Below are 17426 nucleotides of genomic sequence, written 5' to 3' on the forward strand. Positions count from 1 at the left end.
GCCGATCCTGAATCTGATTATTCGTATAAAGTAAAAGGAATTTCAATATCAAGCGAACCCTGCTCCTTTGATGACAGGAGCCTGCGCTTCTTTCCAGCCGAGAGATATGGTTTTCAGCATGCACATGCTCAAGTGTATAAAACAACAAAAAAACACTATGCAAAAGCAGAGTGTTCCTACACTAAGGTCCCTGCGCTGGCATTATCCAACAGGTTCATACGGTCTACGACAGATTAGTCGTACTCTCAGCTTGCTTCCGCAGGCTCCCGTGCTATTTTTTTTATAATCGTAACCCTTTATGCTGAAAAAAGCAACGTCCCCTATTGAGGACGCTCCAGCGTGAATTGTTCTCCCAGCTTCGCATAATCATTCCCGGCCAAACGGCTCACCGGACGCAGCTCCTTGGCGATCACGTATGTATTTTGATACGCTTCCTCGGACAAATGATACTGCACCACGCGCCCGATCAACAGATCGCAGGCAGGTGCACCCTCTGTACCCCCCAGCGGTATTGCCTGCTCCAAGATACATTCCATGCGTATTTTCGCTTCAGCCACACCGGGAACCGCGATTTTTGTACTTTTTATCGGCGTAAGTCCGGCCAGTGTGATTTCACTTTCCTCCGGCGACAGACGGGAAGCCGTCACATTCACCGCACCCACATTGTCCTCATCGGTAATATGTACAACAAAGGCTTTTTGCTCCATCGCATTACGTGCTGTATCTTTGGACACCCCATCGACACGTTGTACGGACACAGACAGCAGCGGCGGCTCGGAAGCTACGATGGAAAAATAACTGAACGGCGCACCATTCAGCACCCCTTTGCTACTCAGTGTCGTCACAAAGGCCACCGGCCTTGGGATAATGCTTCCGGTTAACAGCTTATAATTTTCACGCCCTGTAAGCGTATCAGGATTTAATGTTATCATGGTTTTTCTCTCCTATTTTTCAATTATATTTCCCTGACTATCGCGCACGGTAACCGTAATCCCCTCGGGTACAGCAATCGTAACATCGAGCTGATGCTGGGGTTGCATAAAACGTGTCGGGATTTGGCTCAGTAGCACATACAGCGTATCTCCGATATGCTTTGTCTGATACAGCTCCTGTCCTTTTAATTCATTCTCGTTGCCTGTGTAAACATAACTTCCGAACACATGCACCTCCGGTGAGGTGGTTGCGTCAATTTTGACTGCATAGGGATTCTCACCCTGCACGATTACCTTGGTCACTCCGGCAGGCAGTTTTTCATGCCAATCAGGAAGAAGCTTTGTTTCCTGAACCGAGCTAATCATATCCCTGACTTGCGGAGTAAGTCCCAGTGAACTAACCACCGCAAAACCGATACAACAAAAAAACAGGACTGCTGTAATAAACATACTGAACAGATCATAACGGATGCGCTCACGTGTCCCTTTCCACGCCGTATACATTAAAATTTCGAGCCCCAGCAAAACAAAAACGACAGGCCACCACGTCAACGCCTGATCCAATATGCCCGCTCCCCAAAACTTGGAGGCAAACGTTACTCCTCCCAACAAGACCAGAAAAAGTCCCATCGACAGCCTTCCAACCTTCCATACCCCTGCCGGGGCGTTTGGTGCTTTGGAGGAGCTGCTTATCTTGGATGAAGTACCAAATATGCCTGTAGAGCCTCCTGTATCATTATGAGGATGATGGGCTCCCTTAAAGGGAGCCTCACTCTTTGAAAACTCAGTATCCATCCTATTGTTTCTCCTTTATCCGTTTAGATTTGGAATTACCGACCATCATCCAAATACCACCGCCAATCAACAATAAGGATACGATAATCGTCCGTAGATACATATCAACCAAATTGTAAATATCCCCGTTTGGAAACAAACGATCCAAAGTAGGAACAAGTACGTTGATCACGATGTAGTAGGCACCCAACAATAATAGTCCCAAGCCTACCCAGCGATGATATTGAGCAAGCATACCAATCACAGGCTTGTCAATCAACGGTTCCCGACCATAGCGGCTTATCTGCTGCAACGCATCAAAAAAGCTATAGAACCAGACCACCGGAATCAGGAACAAAAAGAGAGACAATTGCAGCACATCCAGCACATAAATACCGCCTAAGAACAGAAGCATGAGCTGAAGACCCCGTTTTTGCAGACCAATATACATATGTCCCGCCCCGGGAAATACCGATAGAATGGTAGCCAGCATTTTGCTACGCCGCCCCTCGACTCTTCCATGCTCCAGTTCTTCAAACAAGGTCCGATCCTGAAGAATTTCTCCCGCTTGTTTACGATGTACATGCTGCACCGCATCAAACATACAATACAGCCAAATGATCGGCAGCACGCCCGCAAACGCCATAAATCCGGATTCATTTGTAATAATGGAAATAAAAACCAGAATAGCTCCAAAGCCAAAGAAGGACAGCAGGAAAGACAAACCTCGCTGCATCAGCCCTAAATGAAGGTGTCCCAGTCCAGGGATGAACGACAGCAATATGGTGAAAAAGCGTTCATTATCCGAGCCTTTTTGAAAAGCAGGCGAACCTGCCAATCCATAGTGTCCCTGCGCAAATTGATTATAGCCTGCATCAAAATCCACTCTTACTCCTGGTATATCCGTATCCCCGTTTCGCGCTCCCTTCGAAGCCTCGCCCGCCAAGCCACCATCTCCATATGGCGCACCTTGGGGGTAAAAACCATATGGATTCGGGCCCGCATGAGGGGGATATGGAGCAGCGACTGCACGAGGGTCATAACGCAACAAGCTAATAATGATATGCAGCATACTGAGCCCCCAAAAAAGAGCGGCAACAAACATACTGGCCAATAAAGGCATTTCGTCACTTGAAACCGCCGCTAGAAAAAATCCTCCAGCCAGACAACCGAAAAACAAAATGGTATATACAAACGCATTGGCTTTTCTGGTCCAGTAATAGTGTCCCACACCGGGAATCATGTTTAACAGAAATGCCAGGAGCTTGCTTCGTTCCGTATAAGGCACCGCTACACTTCCTCTCTAATCTTGAGATTTTGATAAAAACCTCATCTGAAGGTTTGAATTTAAATCTTTCTATCTGCCACTTTCATTGATTTTAGGGCTTTAATTTGTCGAGCCAGCTTGTCGTAGCCCGCATGACCTCTTCACTGTAAGAGACACGCTCTTTCGGAGGAATCGGTTTACCACTGGTTTGCGGCATCATTTTGTCAAAAGCACCGCTAGACAGTAGAATTAGCGTCAAGCTTGCCGCAACTACGTAGTGAAACGCAGGCTTTTCAAACCAACGGCGTTTTTTGACAATGGCTTGACCCGATTCTGCTTCCTTATCGGGAAGAGCAGCCATTACCTGATCTGTGAAGCGCTCCGTATCCATCCAGGCAGAACAATCTTCCAATGTCGGCTCCAGCTGCTCCAGTGCAACAAGGTATAAACCCAGCGCCTGCTCATCTTCCAGCAGAAGCTTTTCCAGCCGTGCGGATTCCTCTGTCGTGCAAGTTCCTGTAATATAAGCGTGCCAATCATTCATCTGCCCTTTAGTCCACGGTTTATCATGTTGGTTAGTCATTGCCATTCCTCCTCCTTCCAGTGATTTCGAATCCACTGCCGTGCCCGATAGAGTCTGGACTCTACTGTTTTCAAGGCTACCTGCGTCTCTTCTGCAATTTGATCGTAGGTTTTGCCCTGCATATAATAGGCTTTGATAATATCCCGATGCTGCTGGGGCAGCTGGGCGATTTTTTGCGATAATTCCACATTTCGCTCCTCGCGGATCAGACGGACCAGCACATCCTCATCCCGGGAAGGGAGCTGTACGAGGGTTTCTGTCACATCTATAAGCTCTGCGGGCCGTCTGTCCTGTTTGCGCTTGATATCCAGCGCCTTGTGGAGCGCAATTCGGGTCAGCCACGTTTTAAAACCTTCGTTCCGGTACTGGGGGAGAGATTTATACACCTGAACGAACGCTTCCTGAGCAGCATCTTCCGCTTCTTTGCTATCATGCAGCACCGAATAGGCCACATGATACACATGCTTGCTGTACAGCTCTACCATCTCACGGAACGCCTGCCGGTCACCAGACCGTATTCGTTCAATGATTCTCTCTATATCAATGACGCTCTCCCCCTTCCCAATACTATAGACGCCGGAGAATTTCCTCCCCCTGCATATTTTTCGAAAAAAATATTTAAAAAAGGACACACCCTCCTCTCGGAGTGGCGTGTCCTCTATCGCTAAAGCTGCTGTTCGCTCATATAATGTAAACCTTGCTGCTGCCTGAAAACCTCAGTCTATCGCTTTAGCTGCGTCCGCCGCCACGAAAACGCTGAGCGTATTCCTTCGCATCCTGCGCATTACGGACACGGTTTCGGCTCCATTCCAGCAAAATGCGGTCAATATACCGGAAGTGTACCTTCCCTGCAAACACTGCTTCCTTCAAAGCCAGCAAAATCAGCTCCTCAAGATAACGATCCTGATCCACCCAACTGGTGATCGTCTCGTATTCCATTGGTGACAACGGTCGGCCAAATTCCTTCTCGAAAATCGTGAACAAATTCCGTTCCTCCGAAGGCGGAGACTCCAATATCCCATTCAGCACATCCGGTTTTCCAGCAAACAAAATATCATCATCGCTCTGCTCCGTGCGCTCGGGTATCATACATTCCGCCAGCTTACGGTATAGCCCCGTTAGATTGTAGCGTTCAAATTGCACGGACGAGTTGCGGTCTTCCACAGTATCAATCCGCAAAAAACCCTCCTTCATCAGCTTGCTGAAATAGAGCCCGATTTCGTTCGCTGTACATCCGATACGGGCCTGCAATTGCTCCCAGGTTGGAAATTCATTACGTTCGGCTTGTTTAAAAGCAAGCAACTGCATAAGCAGAAGCATCTCTCCATCCGTCAGTCGAAGTGTCCGATAATGCTTGAGCAGGGCGTAGGGAATCTGGACCATTCCGGCTTCCATTGCAAAGGCTACTCCCTCCGCCCACTCTGCCGCTGATGTCTTGTCGAATGATCCGGTCATCGGTTACGGATACAGACGATACAGCATACGTGGGAACGGAATCGTTTCACGTACATGATCGAGCCCACAAATCCATGCTACCGTACGCTCCAGTCCCAGTCCAAAGCCGGAATGCGGAACGGTACCGTAGGTGCGCAGATCCATATACCATTGGTAAGCTTCACGCGCCAAGTTATGCTCGTCAAAACGTTCTTCCATCAAGGACGGATCATCTATCCGTTGGGAACCCCCAATAATTTCACCGTAGCCTTCAGGAGCGATCATATCGGCGCACAGGACAACCTCTGGACGAGTTGGATCAGGCTTCATATAAAATGCCTTAATGTGAGTCGGCCAATGTGTAATGAACACTGGCTTGTTATATCTCTCAGCAATAGCCGTTTCATGCGGGGCGCCAAAGTCCTCGCCCCAAGGAATATCGAATCCTTCTCCTTGAAGGAAAGCAATCGCCTCATCATACGTAATGCGCGGGAATTCTCCCTGAATTTGCTCCAGCTTTGAGACATCGCGTCCGATCGTTTCAAGCTCTTTTGCACAATTTTTCAGCACTGATTGTACAATATGACTCACAAATTGCTCCTGTACGCGCAAAGACTCCTCGTGATCCACAAAAGCCATCTCCGGCTCGATCATCCAGAACTCAATCAGGTGACGACGTGTTTTGGACTTTTCCGCACGGAAGGTTGGACCAAACGAGTATACTTTGCCAAGCGCCATCGCTGCCGCTTCCATATACAACTGGCCGCTTTGCGTCAGATAAGCATCCTCGTCAAAATATTTGATATGGAACAGCTCTGTTGTGCCTTCTGCGGAAGAAGGAGTCAAAATCGGCGGGTCCACCTTTGTAAAGCCATTACCGTTAAAAAATTCCTGTACCGCACGGATAATTTCCGCACGTACGATTAGAACCGCGCGTTGCTTGGCGGAACGCAACCACAGGTGACGGTGATCCATCAGGAAATCTACACCGTGTTCTTTTGGCGTGATCGGATAGTTTTCTGTCAAATGAATAATTTCAATACCCGTTACCGTCAGTTCAAAACCGGATTGGCTACGCGGTTCTTCGCGTACAACGCCGGTAACATACAGAGAGCTTTCCTGTGTCAAGGATTTGGCATCATTCCAAATGTCCTCGGACACCTCGCTTTTCACGATAACCCCTTGAATATATCCAGTACCATCACGTAGTTGAAGGAACTGAATTTTACCACTAGATCGTTTATTATTTACCCAAGCGCCAATTGTAACCGTTTCCCCTACATGGCGCCCCACTAGGGCAATCGTACTTTTATTCGTCATGACAGTCTCTCTCCTCTTAACCGAAAATCAAACAGCCCTTCCCCCTGGGTCAGGCTGTTTGCTCTCGCTGTTTGGCGCATACGGAACCTATTCTGAGTGGTAACCCGTATATGCATAAAGTTTAAACTTTGGGTCGAACTACTGAACCAGGCGGAACGTGTCGCGGGCAATAACCAGCTCTTCGTTCGTCGGAACGATCAATACATCAACCTTCGAATTTGCTGTTGTAATCCGGCGAGGCTCGCCAGAACGAATAGCGTTCAACGATTCATCCAGCTCAATACCGAGGAATGTCAGTTGCTCCAGCACTCTCTTACGCAGTACGACGGAGTTTTCGCCTACACCTGCCGTGAATACGATCACGTCCACCCCGTTCATTGCGGCGGCATACGAACCAATATATTTGCGCAGACGGTACTCATACATTTCAAATGCCAATGTAGAATTAGCTTCGCCTTTTTCCATACCTTCTGTGATTTCACGCATATCACTGCTGATACCGGAGATAGCCAAAAGTCCACTATGCTTGTTCAGCATGGAATTGACTTCATTGACCGTCAATTCTTCTTTATTCATCACATAAGGCACGATTGCCGGGTCCAAATCACCACTACGTGTCCCCATCATAAGTCCTTCCAGTGGAGTCATACCCATGGAAGTATCTACAGACAAACCGCCTTGAACTGCTGTTACACTGCCGCCGTTACCAATGTGGCAAGTGATGATTTTCAACTCTTCCAAAGGACGACCAATGAATTTGGCAGCTTCCTTGCTTACATAATCATGGGAAGTACCATGCGCGCCGTAGCGACGAACCTTGTACTTATTGTACAACACTCTTGGAATGGCGTACATGTAAGCTTTTTCAGGCATGGTTTGATGGAACGAGGTATCAAATACAACAACCTGCGGTACATCAGGCATATTCAATTCAGCCGCTTTAATACCCATCATGGAAGCCGGGTTATGCAATGGCGCAAGGTCGAACAAGCGGCGGATTTCACTCTTCGCTTCAGGCGTTACGACTGCTGACTGCTTGAAGATTTCGCCTCCATGAACAACGCGGTGGCCCACAGCCTGAATTTCGCTAGTGCTGGAGATGACACCATGTTCCGCATCTGTGAGTGCATTCAGCACTTTACGGATCGCTGTAGTATGCTCCAGAATTTCGCTAACCTCAGTGTATTCTTCTTTATTGGTCGGCTTATGCGTCAGGATGGAAGAATCCATACCGATGCGCTCTACCAATCCTTTTGCCAGAACAGACTCGTCCGTCATATCATATAGCTGGTATTTCAGGGAAGAACTCCCTGCGTTAATTACGAGAATTTTCATATCCGGTCACCATCCTTGTCGTACTTAAAGAAGCCTTCGCCCGATTTAACGCCCAGATTACCTGCACGCACCATTTTCTTCAGGACGATGGACGGACGATATTTTAATTCGCCGAATTCACGGAACATACGCTCCAGAGCAGCCAAAACGGAATCCAGACCAAAGCGGTCAGCCATTTCCAAAGGACCGTTTTGGAAGCTGTAGCCGATTCGCATAGCATCGTCGATATCTTCAGCAGAAGCAACGCCCTCTTGAAGAACGTGAGCCGCTTCATTGATCAGCAGGCAGATGATACGGCTTGTTACGAAGCCTGGGGATTCATAAATCATAACCCCTTTTTTCTCCACTATTTCTTCAACGAACATCTTGGTGTTTTCAAATGTATCGTCGGAAGTTTTCAAACCACGAATAATTTCTACAAGATCAATGCGGGATACCGGATAGATAAAGTGCATGCCAATAACACGCTCAGGATACTTGGTCGAGCTGGCAAGCTCGGTCAGGCTCAGCGTGGATGTATTACTTGCAAGAATAATGTTGCTTGGACACACATGGTCCAGCTCTTGGAAAACAGCTTTCTTCTCGTCCAGATTTTCTGTAATGGTCTCAATGACCATGTCACAGCTGCCGAGCTCAGCCAAATGGGAAACTTTCTGGATGCGGGATAAAATCAATTTTTTCTCCGCTTGTGTAATTGCCCACTTTTCCAGTTGCTTGTCCAGACTCGTTTCAATCATATTGTAGGCGTAGTCTAGTTTCTCTGGTGTCTGCTCTACCAACAGCACATCAATTCCTTTGGACGCGAGCATTTCAGAAATACCCTGTCCCATGGTGCCGCCGCCGATGACGCCGATTTTTTTAAATTGCATGGTTCTTTACTCCACCCTTTCCTGGTCACTCTCTTATATTGTATCCTTCTTTGTCGAAAAATACATGTTTATGTCCCAATAGCTAATAATATCTTAGCACGGACTAAAAGTAAAAAAAAATAACCAGCATAAAAAATTATGCTGGTAATAGAGCATTTTCACTAAATTGACATCTAAATTGATCCCCGGACAGGGTTTCTTCCTTCATAAGGATATCAAGAGAGTTGTCGAATACTGGACGATGCTTTTCGAGAAGCTCCAATGTACGGTTATGCAGGTCGTCCATAATCTCGCCATTTTCGCGCATGAGCTCTTCTTTTGTTACCATTTCCATGTTAATAATGCCGAGTGAAGTCAAACCTGAAGTCATCATCGTATGAACAATGTTCAGCGCCTGCTCAAAATCGTTGCTAGAGCCTGTACTGCGACCGCCATAGTACATTTCTTCCGCCGTAGCCCCTGCGAGCGAGATCATGATCTGCTCCTCCAGGAACTGCTTGGTATACAAATAATGCTCTTGCTGTGGATTATGCCGCACATAGCCGAGCGCTTTCCCACGCGGGCTGAGCGCTACCTGGCTGACACTGCCTGGACGAACGATTTCAGCCATAATAGCATGTCCCAGTTCATGAATCGCTACACGCTTTTTCTCTTCCAGCGTTGATTCACGATCCGTCTTCTCACCCATCATCACCTTGTCAATCGCCATCGACAGATGCTTTTGCGCAATCATTTCCTGTTCCTGTCTCATCGCATAGATTGCCGCTTCATTCATGACACTTTCCAACTGCGCACCGGAAAACCCGTAAGATTCCTCAGCAATTTTGTCCAGATTCACATCTTCCTGAATCGGTTTGTTTTTGGCATGGATTTTAAGAATATGAAGACGGCCCTTTTTGTCAGGCAAATCCACTTGAATATGACGGTCAAAACGCCCCGGGCGCGTTAAGGCGCTGTCCAGCATTTCTTTACGGTTTGTTGCCGCAATGATCAAAATGCGCGGAGTATCTGCCGAATAGATGCCGTCCATTTCTGTCAGCAACTGATTCAAGGTTTGGTCATATTCACGTTGCTGTCCACCCTCACGCTTGCCGCCAATCACGTCGATCTCGTCAATAAAAATAATGGCATTTTCCTTCTTTTCCTTGGCTGCACGAGTGCGGGCCTCCCGAAACAGCTCACGGACACGGCCTGCACCAACACCTACGTACATTTCAACAAACTCACTGCCTGAAGCGGCAACAAATACAGAATTGGTATAGTGCGCAGCTGCCTTCGCCATCAGTGTTTTGCCGGTTCCCGGAGGGCCTGTAAGCAAAACACCTTTTAGTGGACGAATGCCAAACTTGGAAATTTCATCATGCCGATTCAAAAAATCCAGCGCTTCTCGCAGCTCCTGCTTGGCGCTTTCTTGCCCGCCGATCTCCTCAAAAGTAAGCTTGTCCGGGCCATTCTTTTTACGCTTACGTTCTTGACCGGCCCCTACAGCCAAGCCTCCACGTGCATGCATGAGCATTAGCAAGCCGCTGAGCATCAAGCCTGCGATAAGAAAAGGGATAATATTCACCCCAATAAAAACGAGAAATATAATGGTCACCGGCACAATGCCGATTAGTGCTTCCTTGATCCATCTAGGCATTAGGCCATACCCCCATTTGCTGAGATTGACGTGGCAAAACGATAAATTTGGTCGCTTTGCCTTCGCTGAGTCGGATATAGACGTTGTTAGAATCCATATCGGTATCGGCCTCGATACCGGCTTTTTTCTTTTTCATCAGCTCGACGGTCGATGAAATTTGGGTGTATTTTTTATTTTCCATCGCTTCCGCTACCGGAAACATGGCCTCAGACCACCACTGGTTCAAGGCTGGATTGGAATGATCCGCAATTTCCAGCTTAACAGAACGGCTGCCAATGATAGCCTGTCCTTTTTGCTTAACTACATTGACCAATCCGGCAATATCTGCCTGCGGTTTGAGATCCAGATTCAAAACAACCTGATCCGGTTTAATATCTATTTGAGCGCTTGTCACGCCGGGATATTGGGAAACTATTTTTTCCAAAGGACTTTGCATTGTAACCTGACGGTAAATGAACCATCCTCCGAACAGCAGCAATGCTGCCAAAACCGCCGCAACAACGATAGGAACTGCACGTAATTTCAAATAACATCCTCCTCTCAAAATGTAAAACACAGAAGAAACGGGACGAATGTCAACAAATAAACCAGACTGCATGATCTTACAGTGATCAGCAAGTCTTTATCTATCAATTTTGTCTATCACTTATAAAATATAGTATATCATAACGTATATCTAATATCGAAGGCAATGTGTGGGGGAGTTGCGATAAGGCAAAATCATTGGTTATGGTGAGGTGCTCCGTGAATGATTTGATCTTACGATCGCTGTTGCCATGGGATTCTTTTGATTAAATAAAACATTTAACGGTTAGAATCCCATGACAAAGGCGAACGCTATCGCTTCTCCAGATTCAAATCCTCCACTCCGCTGCTGCACAGTCATAAAGAATATTTCGCCTTGTGAGGAAAGTTGGGTAGGTAAATATGCTTCGCTCGCTTGCAGCCAAGCTTCGCCAGGGGTATTAACAAAAAAGACGTAAATACGATTAAATTCGTATTTACGTCTTTTTAGCGTGTAAACCCAAAACGGAGACAAGCGCAGCACAGCGTCCGTGCCCTCTTCCCCCAGCTCTCATGAAAAGAGTGGTGTTTGAAGTGACTCCACGGTGGTCAGCCAGCGGAGTGGGCCATTTGAATCTGAAGAAGCGATAGCGATCGGAAGATCAAATGGACCACGCAGCGCTCCTAAAGCTCCCAAACCACCATCATCCACTCCCCGCAGCACTCTAGTAATTAGGCAAAGTATACTTTACCCCCGCCGATCCCCCATCCGAGAAGCGATAAAAGGTATAATAATGATGGCTGCCGTCATCATAAAACAACTGCCACACATATTGACCATTAAACACACTCGGCTCAAGCCTTACAATATCTATACCCGGAAGCTGCTGCTGGATCATCGCCGTCATTTTTTGCTCGTCGACTCCGTTTTTCAGTAGCTCGGTATGAACACTGCTATTATCTGCGACAGGCACATTAGGTTGACCCTCCACTTTTTGAAAAGGGACCCACACCATAATATTTTCGTTCTGAGCATTTTTCCCTTGAACTACCCAATATACCCGATCCCACACCGACTTCCACGTCTGTGTTGTGCTAACCAGACCACCTGATTGCTTGGCCTTTACGATAGCAGCATTCCTCTCAATCACCTGGTCTTGAGTAACGTAGGAATAATACCAGAAAATGCTGACCAGAATCAGTATAACGCCCAGAATCCCGACCGCTATCCATTTTTTCTTATTTTTCAAACCTGTGCTTCCTCTCTTAGGGGATGTGACACCTGAATTAGCGCGACAGCAGCCCTTCAAAGGCGGCTTGTGCCTCATGCTTGATACGTTCCTCATCCATAGTCAGGCACTCACCGTTTTTCACAATCTGACGACCGTTTACCCATACATGGGCCACGTCTTTGGCGCTTGCAGAGTATACCGCATGGGAAATGAGATCCGTACGCGGCAAGAAATGAGCCTGATTGAGATCGAGCGCGATAAAGTCAGCTTTGTTGCCTGCTGCCAACGCCCCTACCTCATTCAAGCCAATCGACTTCGCTCCGTACTCCGTTGCCAGACGCAACGCCTCACCCGCAGGAACTGCGGTTGGGTCGCCAGATACTCCCTTGTGAATGAGTGCAGCCAGCCGCATTTCCTCAAACATGTCCAGGTTATTGTTACTGGCAGGGCCGTCTGTTCCCAGAGAGACAGTAACGCCTGCACGGAGCAGATCAGGCACTCTTGCCACACCGCTCGCCAGCTTCAAGTTGCTGCCCGGATTATGCGAAACCGCTACACCACGTTCAGCCAGCAAAGCTATTTCTTCGTCATTCAGATGAACAGCATGGGCAACAAGCGATGGACGGGAGAAAAAGCCGAGCTTATCCAAATGCGCAACCGGACGCAAGCCGTAGTCGCGTACGTTTTGCTCTACCTCGGCAATGGTTTCCGACATATGCGTATGCAACGGTAAGTCCAGATCATGCGCAGCCTGTACGAATTTTTCGATAAACTCAGGCGGACACGTATACGGCGCATGCGGAGACATCATAGTCGTAATGCGACCGTCTGCTTTTCCATGCCAATTACGTGCAAAATTCACAGCCTCAGCCAGCTTGATCCGCTGCTCTTCCTCCGAACATAGTCCAATCGCTCCACGCATCAGGCTCGCACGGATGCCGGACTCTTCAGCTACACGAGCCACCTCGTCCATATGATCATACATGTCCAAAAAGGTCGTTGTTCCGCCTTTCAGCATTTCCAGCACGGACAAGGACGTACCCCAGTACACATCCGTAGACGTAAACTTGGCTTCCATCGGCCACATTTTTTCCTGAAGCCATACTTGAAGAGCCAGATCATCCCCATACCCACGCAGCAGAGACATCGCCGCATGACCATGTGTATTAATCAGACCAGGTAAAAACAACAGTCCGTTACCATCAATCGCTTCCGTCTCTTCCTCACCCGCTGGCAAAGTCTCGCCAATATAGGTAATGCGACTGTCCTCCACGATCATATAGCCGTAGATTACCCCGGCTTCCGGTCTGTTCACGGCAAAAGAGCCATTTTTAATCATCCATTTATTCGCTGTCATGTTGCGTATCTTCCTTTCCGTCCTCCAAATAATAAGCGAGGCTTAACAAATCTGTTGTAAAATCTGTGGCATGTATTCGAATATTTGCTGGTGCCTTGAGCGTAGTCGGTGCAAAGTTCAATATCGCTCCAATCCCGCTATCTATGAGCCTGTCAGCCACGTGCTGCGCTTCAAAATCCGGTACGGTAATAATCCCGATCCGAATGTTTTGTTCCTTCACGGTCGCTTCGAGTTCATCCATTGGCTGCACGACCAGCGTATTGATCTTGGTTCCGACCTTTTCTGGGACAGCATCAAATACCGCTACAATTTTCATATTGTCTTTTAAATAAGCATTATAATTCGAAAGGGCTTGCCCCAGATTACCTGCTCCGACCAACACCACATTAATTTGCTGGTCGATTTTCAGGATATGGCGTATTTTCTCGATAAGATAAGTAACATCATAGCCGATACCCTTACGGCCAAAATCTCCAAAATACGCGAGATCCTTACGAATTTGAGCCGGATTTAAATCCAGTCTTTGTCCCAACTCCTGGGAAGAGACCGTAGCCACCTCCCTTTTGTGCAGTGCATTCAGATAACGTAAATATACGGGTAACCTCCGTACGACAGCCTCTGAAATTTTATCTGATTTCATACATGCTCCCCCTAATTGTAACGGACATGTATAGATGTCCGTCCGTTATGCCTCTGTCTCCGGGGCGGATTGGAGCCACTCGGCGATGCGGGGCACCATTTGCTCCGTCGGCATATGCTCCATTTTTGGTCCCGGTAACGAGTACAAAAAGTGCTTTCCGTAATAGGATTCGATCACACGTGTATCGTAAACGATAACGACCCCGTGATCGCTCGCCGTACGTACCAAACGTCCAAATCCCTGTTTGAAGCGAATGACGGCCTGCGGAACAGACAGCTTCATAAAAGGATTTTTCTTCTGCTGCTGGAGCAGCTCACTTTTAGCCTCCAGCAGCGGGTGATTCGGCGGTTGGAACGGCAAGCGGACAATGGCCAGACACGTCAGCGCCTTGCCCGGAATATCGACGCCTTCCCAGAAGCTGCTGGTTCCCAGCAACACAGAAGCTTTGGCTTCCTGAAAACGTCGGGTCAGCTTGCTGCGGCTCCCACTGTCTACGCCCTGCCCCAGCACGGTGATGTCGCTGGATGCCAACGCCTCCTTAAGCGGCTCATACACCTGCCGGAGCATGCGGTAGGAGGTAAAGAGAACGAGCATTCTCCCCTGCGTCGCTTGGGCAGTCGCACCTAGCGAGCTGACGAGCATATCTACAAAATGCTCGTCTCCTACACTGCCCTTCACGCTCGGAAAATCCCTTGGAATGACTAGCAGCACCTGATCCCTGTAATTGAAGGGTGACGGAAGCTGCGTAGTCATCAGCCGCCCTTGATCTGCGGCCTCCTGCAAGCCGAGCTGATCGGTCATGTACTGAAACGACTTATCCACTGACAAGGTAGCAGAAGTCAGAATAATGCTCCTTTTTTTGTCAAAAAACATTTCTTTCAGCTGGCGGCTCACATCGACGGGCACCGCATAAAATTGTAGCGACTTGCTGCGGAATTGCCCGCTCGCTTCGAGCCAATATACGGTCGTCTCATCATCCAGACGCATGAAAAAACGCAAGCTTTCCCTAATGCCTGCCAAATCCTTAAGCAGCCCCGTAATATCTGTAATGAGGCTGTCAGCCGCATAATCGTCATGTTCTTCTTTCACGTCGAGCATCAGCTTGTCGCCCTTGCGCAAAATTTCGCTCAACGTTACATAAACCTGATTTTCCAGCGCAGCCGCCTGATCCCACTTGGCAGGCTTGGCCGACGGCTTGAGACGGGAAGAAAACTGCCCTGTTTCACCCGGTGTCGCATCACTTCGCTCCGGCAGCATGCCAAACAGCTTGTCGCTCAGCAGATCCCAAGTCTCCTTGACCTCCAGCACGAGCGGATACAGTTGGTCAATGGTAGAAGCCCAATCCGTCGATTTCTCATGCCCCGACTTTGCCAACTGCTGACGCAGCGAAGGCAATTGTCCGTTCTTGCTGTCCTTGAACAACCGGGTCAGCGTATGCAAGAGTGTGAAATATTTCATATGCATGCCCAGGTGCTTACCAGCGACTTCCTCCAGATGATGCGCTTCATCAATGACCAGATGCTCATAACTCGGCAACAGTTGATGACTTGCTTTTACGTCCGTGAACAGCTTGGAATGATTCGTAATGACCACATCGGCTATTCCCGCCTCATGGCGCGCACGATGATAAAAACATTTGCGGAACCATGGACAAGAACGACCAAGACAAGACTCGGAATCACTGGCCACCGTTTCCCAAAAATCTCCACCACGATTGCTTAGATTCAGTTCTTCATCATCACCGGTTTCCGTCAACGTCAGCCAGACGATCATCTGGGCCGCTGTAATTAAATCTTCCTTCGGCGTTGCGAAGTCTCTTCTGTTTATTTTATGTTCAAACTTACGCAGACACAAATAATGTCCTCGGCCCTTAAAAATGGCAGCCCGGAACGGGAACGGGATCACCTTGGTCAGCATCGGAATATCACGCTCACGTAATTGCTCCTGTAGGTTGATCGTATGCGTACTTACCATGACTCGCTGTCCATTTTTCACACTATGGTACAGCGAAGGGAGCAAATAACCGAGGGACTTGCCTGTCCCCGTACCCGCCTCGATCAACAGGTGCTTGTCCTCACTCAGCGCCTGATTCACACCCGCAATCATTTGCGTCTGCGCCTCGCGTTCCTCATATTGGCTCAAAGATGAACGTAAATTGTCTCGGACATCATCCATGTATTCCTCAAAGGAAACACCTGCCAGCGGATTAGGGTCGTCCTCTCTGCGAGGGGCAGCTAGCTCCGTCCAATCCTCCACCTTCAGCGCAAGCTGGCGGTAAAACTGATGACCCTCCAAATCCTGAATAGGATCATGCTCTTTGTCTTCACGCACCCCATCCAAAAACCATCCGAGGTCACTGTCTTCCTCTGCAAACAAATCGCTGAGCCGCTGTATAGTAATCAAAGGCAGCGCGTGAAGCTCATCCAGACAATTTAAAAACACCTCAGCCGTAGCCAATGCGTCGCTGTCTGCTTGATGGGGTCGGTCATGCGCCAGCCCAAACTCAGAAGAAACAAAACCCAGCTGATAGGAAGATAGCGATGGAAACATGATTTTCAGAAAATCCATCGTATCCAAAATTCTGCCGGTAAACGGCAAGTACCCGCACCGATCCAAAGCGTTTTGCAAAAAATTAAAATCAAACGCCACATTATGGCCGACCAGCACGACATCGTCCAGCATAGGTACAAGCTCCATCATCATCTCTTCGAGGGCAGGAGCATCCTTGACGTCATCGTCTGTAATCCCGGTCAATCCGGTAATAAAAGGCGGAATGGATCTGCCAGGGTTCACATAAGAACCGTAAACACGGGAAATGCTGTTATCATGCTCTATAATTGCAAGTCCGACTTGAATGATGTCATCCGCGGACTGGGTGCCTGTCGTTTCAAAATCCAATACCGCAAATTTCATTCGGGCTTAATCCTTTCTTTTGACACATACAAAAATAATAACTTTATATAATAGCATAGCAGAAGATCGCCTGTTTGGAAATTAAGACAGCCAAAAAAGACGATACACACACCGCCTGGGAAGGTGGATATGCATCGTCTCAATCGGTGTCTGACAACTACAGCCAGGTCATTATGGAGCTGTCGTACCGAAGCATTTCGGCATCGGACAAACAGGCTTCCATATTGTGCAACGGCTCGGGCAACGCAGGATCGAACTGATGAGCGAGAGCAAAACATTTTTGCGCCTCCTCCACATCAGCCTGCTTGGCCATAAGACAGCCCAACGCGTTATAGATGACCGCTTTCAGTCTGGACTGCTCTGTCAGGTGCAGCACCTTCTGAAAATGGCTCACAGCCTCCGCTGTATCCTCCAGTTGAAAATACGCCATCCCCATATACATACGGCTTTGCCAGCTGTTCGGAAAATGCTGTAGTACCTGTTCAAACTGACGGATGGCCTCAGGATACATGAGCAGTCGGTAATACCCTTGACCCCGAGTAAAGGCAGGCAGCTCCTTTTCAGGCAGTGCCTTTTCAGATAACTCCGTGTCAGACATACCGGACTCTGCGGAAAAACCAGTAGCCC

General features: G+C 48.2%; 17 protein-coding genes. All 17 read right to left on the reverse strand.

Annotated features, from left to right (window positions below; all coding sequences use genetic code 11):
- Positions 1-320 precede the first annotated feature (320 nt).
- Positions 321-932, reverse strand: a complete 612-nt coding sequence (locus tag C1I60_RS20785) for a flavin reductase family protein (protein ID WP_137063419.1) — start codon at positions 930-932, stop codon at positions 321-323.
- 12 nt (positions 933-944) lie between these two features.
- Positions 945-1727, reverse strand: a complete 783-nt coding sequence (locus tag C1I60_RS20790; RefSeq protein WP_137063420.1) for a hypothetical protein — start codon at positions 1725-1727, stop codon at positions 945-947.
- Between the two features lies 1 nt (position 1728).
- Positions 1729-2994 carry a multi-tm2 domain protein gene (locus tag C1I60_RS20795; protein WP_137063421.1) on the reverse strand — a complete coding sequence of 422 codons (1266 nt, stop codon included), beginning with the start codon at positions 2992-2994 and terminating at the stop codon, positions 1729-1731.
- Between the two features lie 91 nt (positions 2995-3085).
- Positions 3086-3556: a hypothetical protein gene (locus C1I60_RS20800; protein ID WP_137063422.1), complete on the reverse strand. Its 471-nt coding sequence runs from the start codon at positions 3554-3556 to the stop codon at positions 3086-3088.
- A complete protein-coding gene (locus C1I60_RS20805) occupies positions 3553-4188 on the reverse strand; it encodes an RNA polymerase sigma factor (protein ID WP_137063423.1) in 636 nt (211 codons plus the stop codon). Before C1I60_RS20805 ends, C1I60_RS20800 begins: the two co-directional genes overlap by 4 nt.
- A 97-nt stretch (positions 4189-4285) precedes the next feature.
- On the reverse strand, positions 4286-5011 hold the full coding sequence (locus C1I60_RS20810; protein WP_137063424.1) for a DnaD domain-containing protein: 726 nt from the start codon (positions 5009-5011) through the stop codon (positions 4286-4288).
- A 3-nt stretch (positions 5012-5014) separates the two neighbouring features.
- On the reverse strand, positions 5015-6310 hold the full coding sequence (gene asnS / locus C1I60_RS20815; RefSeq protein ID WP_137063425.1) for an asparagine--tRNA ligase: 1296 nt from the start codon (positions 6308-6310) through the stop codon (positions 5015-5017).
- 138 nt (positions 6311-6448) lie between these two features.
- Positions 6449-7645 carry an acetate/propionate family kinase gene (locus C1I60_RS20820; protein ID WP_137063426.1) on the reverse strand — a complete coding sequence of 399 codons (1197 nt, stop codon included), beginning with the start codon at positions 7643-7645 and terminating at the stop codon, positions 6449-6451.
- Positions 7642-8514 carry a 3-hydroxyacyl-CoA dehydrogenase family protein gene (locus C1I60_RS20825; RefSeq protein ID WP_014282051.1) on the reverse strand — a complete coding sequence of 291 codons (873 nt, stop codon included), beginning with the start codon at positions 8512-8514 and terminating at the stop codon, positions 7642-7644. The genes C1I60_RS20820 and C1I60_RS20825 overlap by 4 nt, the downstream gene beginning before the upstream one ends.
- A 136-nt stretch (positions 8515-8650) precedes the next feature.
- Entirely contained in the window at positions 8651-10153 is a 1503-nt protein-coding gene (locus C1I60_RS20830) for an AAA family ATPase (protein WP_137063427.1), read from the reverse strand.
- Positions 10146-10679 (reverse strand): hypothetical protein, encoded by a 534-nt coding sequence (locus tag C1I60_RS20835; RefSeq protein WP_137063428.1) that lies wholly within the window; start codon positions 10677-10679, stop codon positions 10146-10148. Before C1I60_RS20835 ends, C1I60_RS20830 begins: the two co-directional genes overlap by 8 nt.
- Before the next feature lie 285 nt (positions 10680-10964).
- The gene (locus tag C1I60_RS20840; RefSeq protein WP_137063429.1) at positions 10965-11201 is read right to left on the reverse strand and encodes a hypothetical protein; all 237 of its coding nucleotides are present in this window, start codon (positions 11199-11201) and stop codon (positions 10965-10967) included.
- Positions 11202-11382: 181 nt separating this feature from the next.
- A complete protein-coding gene (locus tag C1I60_RS20845) occupies positions 11383-11907 on the reverse strand; it encodes a cell wall elongation regulator TseB-like domain-containing protein (protein ID WP_137063430.1) in 525 nt (174 codons plus the stop codon).
- A gap of 37 nt (positions 11908-11944) precedes the next feature.
- Positions 11945-13246: an amidohydrolase gene (locus C1I60_RS20850; RefSeq protein ID WP_137063431.1), complete on the reverse strand. Its 1302-nt coding sequence runs from the start codon at positions 13244-13246 to the stop codon at positions 11945-11947.
- The gene (locus C1I60_RS20855) at positions 13233-13886 is read right to left on the reverse strand and encodes a redox-sensing transcriptional repressor Rex (RefSeq protein WP_137063432.1); all 654 of its coding nucleotides are present in this window, start codon (positions 13884-13886) and stop codon (positions 13233-13235) included. The genes C1I60_RS20850 and C1I60_RS20855 overlap by 14 nt, the downstream gene beginning before the upstream one ends.
- A gap of 45 nt (positions 13887-13931) precedes the next feature.
- Complete coding sequence (dinG, locus tag C1I60_RS20860) at positions 13932-16799, reverse strand: ATP-dependent DNA helicase DinG (RefSeq protein WP_137063433.1); 2868 nt, start codon at positions 16797-16799, stop codon at positions 13932-13934.
- A gap of 157 nt (positions 16800-16956) precedes the next feature.
- A partial coding sequence (locus C1I60_RS20865) for a tetratricopeptide repeat protein (protein WP_252361816.1) occupies positions 16957-17426 on the reverse strand: 470 nt, incomplete at its 5' end.

It is taken from the genome of Paenibacillus terrae (assembly GCF_005217525.1).
In the GTDB taxonomy this organism is placed as follows: Bacteria; Bacillota; Bacilli; order Paenibacillales; family Paenibacillaceae; genus Paenibacillus; species Paenibacillus terrae_C.